Origin of the sequence: Mediterraneibacter agrestimuris (assembly GCF_943193195.1) — a bacterium.
Lineage (GTDB): Bacteria > Bacillota > Clostridia > Lachnospirales > Lachnospiraceae > Schaedlerella > Schaedlerella agrestimuris.
This window is the reverse complement of sequence record NZ_CALPDG010000011.1, coordinates 89,883-96,084: the sequence shown is the minus strand read 5'-3', so window position 1 is coordinate 96,084 and position 6,202 is coordinate 89,883. Positions and strand designations below refer to the sequence as shown.

General features: G+C 43.8%; 5 protein-coding genes. All 5 read left to right on the top strand.

The genetic code is table 11. The annotated features are described in order from the left end of the window. Window positions 1-285 precede the first annotated feature (285 nt). The 5 genes from mraZ to NFS18_RS07890 all read left to right on the top strand — a co-directional run bounded on the left by mraZ (window position 286) and on the right by NFS18_RS07890 (window position 6,166). Window positions 286-723: a division/cell wall cluster transcriptional repressor MraZ gene (gene mraZ, locus NFS18_RS07910; protein ID WP_251389546.1), complete on the top strand. Its 438-nt coding sequence runs from the start codon at window positions 286-288 to the stop codon at window positions 721-723. 30 nt (window positions 724-753) lie between these two features. Then, complete coding sequence (gene rsmH / locus NFS18_RS07905) at window positions 754-1,689, top strand: 16S rRNA (cytosine(1402)-N(4))-methyltransferase RsmH (RefSeq protein WP_251389545.1); 936 nt, start codon at window positions 754-756, stop codon at window positions 1,687-1,689. A 95-nt stretch (window positions 1,690-1,784) separates the two neighbouring features. Continuing rightward, entirely contained in the window at window positions 1,785-2,318 is a 534-nt protein-coding gene (locus NFS18_RS07900; RefSeq protein ID WP_251389544.1) for a hypothetical protein, read from the top strand. A gap of 10 nt (window positions 2,319-2,328) precedes the next feature. After that, the gene (locus tag NFS18_RS07895; RefSeq protein WP_251389543.1) at window positions 2,329-4,365 is read left to right on the top strand and encodes a peptidoglycan D,D-transpeptidase FtsI family protein; all 2,037 of its coding nucleotides are present in this window, start codon (window positions 2,329-2,331) and stop codon (window positions 4,363-4,365) included. A 73-nt stretch (window positions 4,366-4,438) separates the two neighbouring features. Next, on the top strand, window positions 4,439-6,166 hold the full coding sequence (locus tag NFS18_RS07890) for a peptidoglycan D,D-transpeptidase FtsI family protein (protein ID WP_251389542.1): 1,728 nt from the start codon (window positions 4,439-4,441) through the stop codon (window positions 6,164-6,166). The last annotated feature ends 36 nt before the right edge of the window (window positions 6,167-6,202 follow it).

The following is a 6,202-nucleotide window of genomic DNA, read 5'->3' as shown; positions in this document are numbered from 1 at the left end:
CGGGACTTTGTCTACAGTCTGAGAGGGCGATTCCGATGGAATCGCCCTCTCTTTACGTTGCCAAGCATGCGATAAAACAGTCCAGTGGACTGTTTTGAGTGGTGGAAAAAACATGCAGTTTGCAAAGAAAAGATTACTGCCAGAGATTTCTGATTTCCGGAAAAACAAAAAAATGCTTGCAAAGGGGAGACGTGTGGCATATAATGGAGACAAGTGGTAGGGAGTGGTGAATAGTGGAATAAAGTGGGGGAGATGTGGAGACTCACTTTACTGAAGGAGTTTTAAATGTTACTGGGAGAGTTTAATCACAGCATTGATGAAAAGGGCCGTTTGATTATTCCAGCCAAGTTACGCGACGATCTGGGAGACAGTTTCGTGATATGTAACGGACTGGAGGGGTGTCTTTTTGTCTATTCCCAGGAAGAATGGAACAAATTCGTTTCCGAACTCGAAACTTTACCACGAATGAATAAAGATGCCAGAATCTTCAAAAGATATTTCTTCGGAAGTGCATCAGAGGGAACATTTGATAAACAGGGGAGAGTGAATGTTCCTGCGTCTCTGAGAAAAGCTGCGAATCTTGAAAAGGATGTTGTCCTTGTGGGAGTTCAGGACCGTGTAGAAATCTGGGACAAGGCACTTTGGGAAGAGAGAAGTGTGGTCAGTGAGGAAGATTTGGATGCGATTGCAGAGCGTATGGAAGCAATCGGAATTCGTATCTGATAGAGCAGACATATACAAATGGAGGATGACATGGCATTTGAACACACATCAGTATTACTAGAAGAAACTGTAAATGGTCTGGCAATTAAGCCGGATGGGATTTATGTAGATGCCACTTTGGGAGGTGGCGGGCATTCTTATCAAGTGTGCAGCCGGTTAGGCAGTACGGGGAGACTGATAGGGATCGATCAGGATGCGGCTGCGATTGAAGCAGCAGGCAGCCGGTTAGAATGCTTCGGGGAGAGGGTCACAATAATCAGGAGTAATTATTGTGACATGAAGCAGAAGCTCCACACAATAGGGGTTGAGAAAGTCGATGGGATCATACTTGATCTGGGCGTTTCATCTTATCAGCTGGATACGGCAGACCGGGGATTCTCCTATCGGGCAGATGCACCTTTGGATATGCGAATGGACCAAAGACAGCAGACAACGGCAAAAGACATTGTGAATTGTTATAGTGAGGCAGAACTATACCGTGTCATTCGGGATTACGGGGAAGATAAGTTTGCGAAGAATATTGCAAAGCATATTGTAATGGAACGTGAAAGAAAACCAATCGAGACAACAGGACAGTTGAATGAGATCATACGAAGGGCTATCCCAATGAAGTTTCAGAAGACGGGAGGACATCCGTCAAAGAGAACATTTCAGGCGGTCAGGATTGAGCTTAACCGGGAACTGGAAGTGCTTCGTGAGTCATTGGATGATATGATCGGGATGCTGAATCCGGGAGGACGTATTTGTATCATCACATTTCATTCACTGGAGGACAGAATCGTGAAGAGTGTGTTCCGTAAGAACGAGAACCCATGTACCTGCCCGAGTCATTTTCCAGTATGTGTCTGTGGAAATATGTCAAAAGGAAAAGTAATTACGAGAAAACCAATTCTTCCCGGGGAGGCTGAATTGGAGTATAACAGTCGCTCTAAGAGCGCAAAACTCCGTATTTTTGAACGGGAATAGATTCATTAAAGTATAGGGAACTTTATGTGAAAAGGAGTATATAAAATAGATTCATCAGGAAGGGGAGAGCCTGATGGACGGAAAGGGGCAGAATCATGGCAGTAAAACGAACAGGAAACAGAAGAACTGCACACAGAGAAAAGGGTTATGGACAGATGTATGTATATGGAAATGCTGTACCCAAACAACAGGTTCTGCCAAAGAGAAAGCCGGAAAGAGAACCGGAAACTGAAGTAAGGATGAGCCGCCAGGTGCGGAAGAACCGTAACCGTGCGATGAGCATTAATCCGGTATATGCGGGATTTTTGGCAGTGGCAGCCGTGTTTGCCGTATTAGTATGCGTGTGCTATCTGAGACTGCAGTCTGATACGATCAGCCGTTCAGAGAATATTACGGCGCTGCAGAAAGAATTGAGTGTCATGACGGAGGCGAATGATACGGCGCTGCATGCAGCGGAGGACTCTGTGAATCTGGAAGAAGTCCGTGCAAAAGCGGTAGGAGAACTGGGGATGGTATACGAGTCGCAGGGAACAGTCATAGAGTATGATGCTCCGGCAAATGAATCCGTGACGCAGTACAATGACATACCGTCAAACGGAATCCTTGCAAAGTCAGGAGAAACAAATTAAGGAACAGATTATGGCAAGAAGAGTAAAGAGAAATAGGTTTGATTTTTTAATTAAGAAATTTCCGAAAAGGATGCAAAAAAAGCTGGTAATGCTATTTATGGCAATTATACTGGCTTTTGTTGTTTTGGTAGGAAGAATTACGTATATCAATGCGTCTAAGGGGAGCAGATATACGAAGATTGTATTGGACCAGCAGGCTTATGACAGCCGAAAGATTCCATTCAAACGGGGGGATATTGCAGATCGTAATGGAACCAAGATGGCAACAAGCGAGCGTGTATACAACTTGATTCTGGATATATATGTGATGCTTTCTGACGAAGTATATAAAGAGCCTACAATTGAAGTACTGAAAGACTGCTTTGGTATTAAAGAGTCAGATGTCAGGGAGGCAATTTCGGAACATCCAGACAGCCGGTACGAGATTCTCAAAACGAATGTAACATATGATATAAAAAAGAAATTTGATGAGATAGAAGCTGATACAAAGAAGTATCCAAATGTGAAAGGAATATGGCTGGAAGAAGATTATAAACGGACGTATCCTTATGGGACACTTGCCAGTGATGTAATTGGCTTCACTGTGGATGGAAATGTAGGTGCAATCGGAATTGAGAGTGCCTATAATAATGTGCTCAATGGGACAGACGGAAGAGAATATGGGTATTTTTCCGATGATTCCTCTCTTGAGAGAACCGTAAAAGCCGCTAAGAATGGAAATACTGTAGTTTCTACCATTGATGTAACACTGCAGAGCATCGTGGAGCAGAATATTTTAGAATTTAATGAGGAACATAGAGGAGAGTATAGGGCAGACGAACCGGGCAGTAAGAATACAGCGGTGATTATTATGGATCCGAATTCCGGTGAAATACTGGCAGAGGCTTCTTACCCTAATTTTAATCTAAACAAACCAAGAGATTTATCTTCTATTTATACTGAGAAAGAATGGAAAAAGATGTCGGAAGATGAGAAGCTGGATGCGATGAATACGCTTTGGAGGAACTTCTGTGTCAGTGACGCTTTTGAGCCAGGGTCTACCATGAAGCCATTTACCGTGGCTGCCGGGTTAGAGACAGGAAAGCTAACGGGGCATGAAAATTATTTTTGCGGCGGATATAAGCATGTGGGGGATTATGATATTGCCTGTCATCTGACTTCCGGACATGGAAATGTGTCTGTGCAGGATTCTATTGCCTATTCCTGTAACGTGGGGTTGATGGATATGGCAGAAGCCATCGGAGTGGAGGATTTCGTCCGATACCAGCATATTTTTGGTTTTGGAGAGTATACGGGGATTGATCTGCCGGGGGAAGCAGCAACAGAGGCATTGTTATATACAACGGAGAACATGTATGAAGCAGAGCTTGCAACCTGTTCTTTCGGACAGGGATTTAATGTGACTATGACTCAGATGGCATCAGCATTCTGCTCTTTGATCAACGGCGGCTATTATTATGAACCTCATATTGTAAAACAGATTAAAGACAGTGATGGAAAAGTTATTGAGACCAAGGATCCGGTGGTACTGCGGAAAACCATTTCGAGAGAAACAGCGGATCAGTTAAAACCATATCTGAAAGCAACGATGGATTATGGTACAGGGATGAATGCAGCGGTACCAGGATATGATATTGGAGCTAAAACGGGAACAGCAGAGAAACTGCCAAGAGGAAACGGCAATCATGTTCTGTCTTATATTGGGTATGCCCCTCTGGACAATCCTGAGGTATTGATATTTGTAGTCATTGATGAACCAAATGTGCAAGATCAGGCATCAAGCTGGTATGTACTGGATCTGTCACGGAGGATTATGTCACAGGCGTTTCCGTATCTGGATGTTACGATGATAGACGGATATGTATCATCCGAGACAATGCCGGTGCCGAAGCAGCCGGAGACACAGGAAATAAAGCCTGAGTCAGAAGAATATACGAATTTTAGCGCAAATTATGAAGATCCTTATAACAATTACGATGGAGCTTATATCGACGAAAATTATAATCCGGATTTGGATGACTGGGCAACGGGATATACAACAGAATAAAATATTTGCCTGAAAATGCATAACCTTGCAGAAGATATAATATGTTATAAAAATATCTTCCGCAAGGTTTTTTATGAAAAATAAGACATATAATAAGAAAAAAATGCTTGTTGTGTTCAGCGGGGCAGTATTGGTCATCGGAGCATTGCTCGGACGGCTTGTGTATCTGATGGTTTTTGACGCAGAATATTATCAGAAACGAGCCGAAGCCTTGCATGAGCGTGAACGGGAAATCAAAGCAGCACGAGGGGAGATCGTAGACAGAAATGGGATGGTGCTTGCAACCAATAAAACGGTCTGTACGATATCGGTAATTCACAGTCAGATTGAAGAACCAAAGCAGGTGATTGCTGTCTTGTCAAAGGAACTGGAGATGGAAGAGGAAGAGGTTAGAAAACGTGTGGAGAAGGTCTCTTCTATGGAGAAGGTAAAGACTAATGTAGCAAAAGAGGTGGGGGACCGTATTCGTAACTACAATCTGGCAGGAGTAAAGGTGGACGAGGACTTCAAGAGGTACTACCCTTATAATCAGCTTGCATCTAAAGTCCTGGGATTTACAGGCGGTGATAACCAGGGGATCATCGGCCTGGAAGTGAAATATGAGGATGTGCTGAAAGGAACGAACGGCACCATTCTGACTGTGACAGATGCCAGAGGAATCGAGTTGGAGGGAGTGGCGGAAGACAGGATAGAACCTGTTGCGGGAAATACGCTGAAAGTAAGTCTGGATTACAATATTCAGTCTTTTTGTGAACAGGCGGCGGAAAAAGTAATGGAAGAAAAGCAGGCAGAAGCAGTATCTATTATGCTGATGAATCCCCAGAACGGAGAGGTACTTGCTATGGTAAATGTACCGGAGTTCAATCTCAATGATCCTTTTACGCTAAATACGGAAAATACGGAAACGGAAAATCTGACGGATGAAAAGAAGCAGGAATTATTGAATCAGATGTGGAGAAACCGATGTATCAATGATACATATGAGCCGGGATCTACTTTTAAGATTATTACATCGGCTGCTTGTCTGGAAGAAGGGGTGGTACATCTGGACGATACTTTTTCCTGTCCGGGTTACCGGATCGTGGAAGACCGGAAAATCCGTTGTCACAAAGTGGGGGGACATGGAGGCGAGAATTTTGTGCAGGGAATCCAGAATTCTTGCAATCCGGTGTTTATGGATATCGGGCTGCGGCTTGGTTCAGATAAATTTTGTGATTATTTTTCCCAGTTCGGGCTTATGAGCCTGACAAATGTAGATTTGCCGGGAGAAGCAGGAACGATCATGCATAAAAAAGAAGATATTGGACTTGTGGAATTGGCAACAATGACATTCGGACAGTCTTTTCAGATTACACCGATCCAAATGCTGACAACAGTAAGCTCTATCATCAATGGCGGGCGGCGGATAACGCCCCATCTTGGAGTGAGCGTACAAGATAAAGAGGGACAGACGCTGAAGACCTTTTCCTATAAAGAACGGCAAGGCGTGGTATCGGAAGAAACCTCTGCTACGATGCGGATGCTGCTGGAAAGCGTAGTGTCAGAGGGATCTGGGAAAAATGCTTATATCGAGGGTTACAGCATTGGCGGCAAAACGGCCACGTCCCAGACATTGCCGCGAAGTGCAAACCGGTATATTTCTTCCTTTATAGGATTCGCTCCGGCGGAAAATCCACAGGTTATTGGTATGGTAATTATTCATGATCCACAGGGGATATACTATGGAGGTACGATTGCAGCGCCGGTACTTCGGGATATTTATGATAATGTACTTCCTTATCTGGGGATTGAAAAAGGTTAAGCTATGCGGTATACTTAATTAGTTAAAGTATGCAAA

Bases quoted from the DNA above. Each gene is read 5' to 3' on its own strand.
- mraZ (WP_251389546.1), top strand. From the start codon at position 286: ATGTTACTGGGAGAGTTTAATCACAGCATTGATGAAAAGGGCCGTTTG.
- rsmH (WP_251389545.1), top strand. From the start codon at position 754: ATGGCATTTGAACACACATCAGTATTACTAGAAGAAACTGTAAATGGT.
- NFS18_RS07900 (WP_251389544.1), top strand. From the start codon at position 1,785: ATGGCAGTAAAACGAACAGGAAACAGAAGAACTGCACACAGAGAAAAG.
- NFS18_RS07895 (WP_251389543.1), top strand. From the start codon at position 2,329: ATGGCAAGAAGAGTAAAGAGAAATAGGTTTGATTTTTTAATTAAGAAA.
- NFS18_RS07890 (WP_251389542.1), top strand. From the start codon at position 4,439: ATGAAAAATAAGACATATAATAAGAAAAAAATGCTTGTTGTGTTCAGC.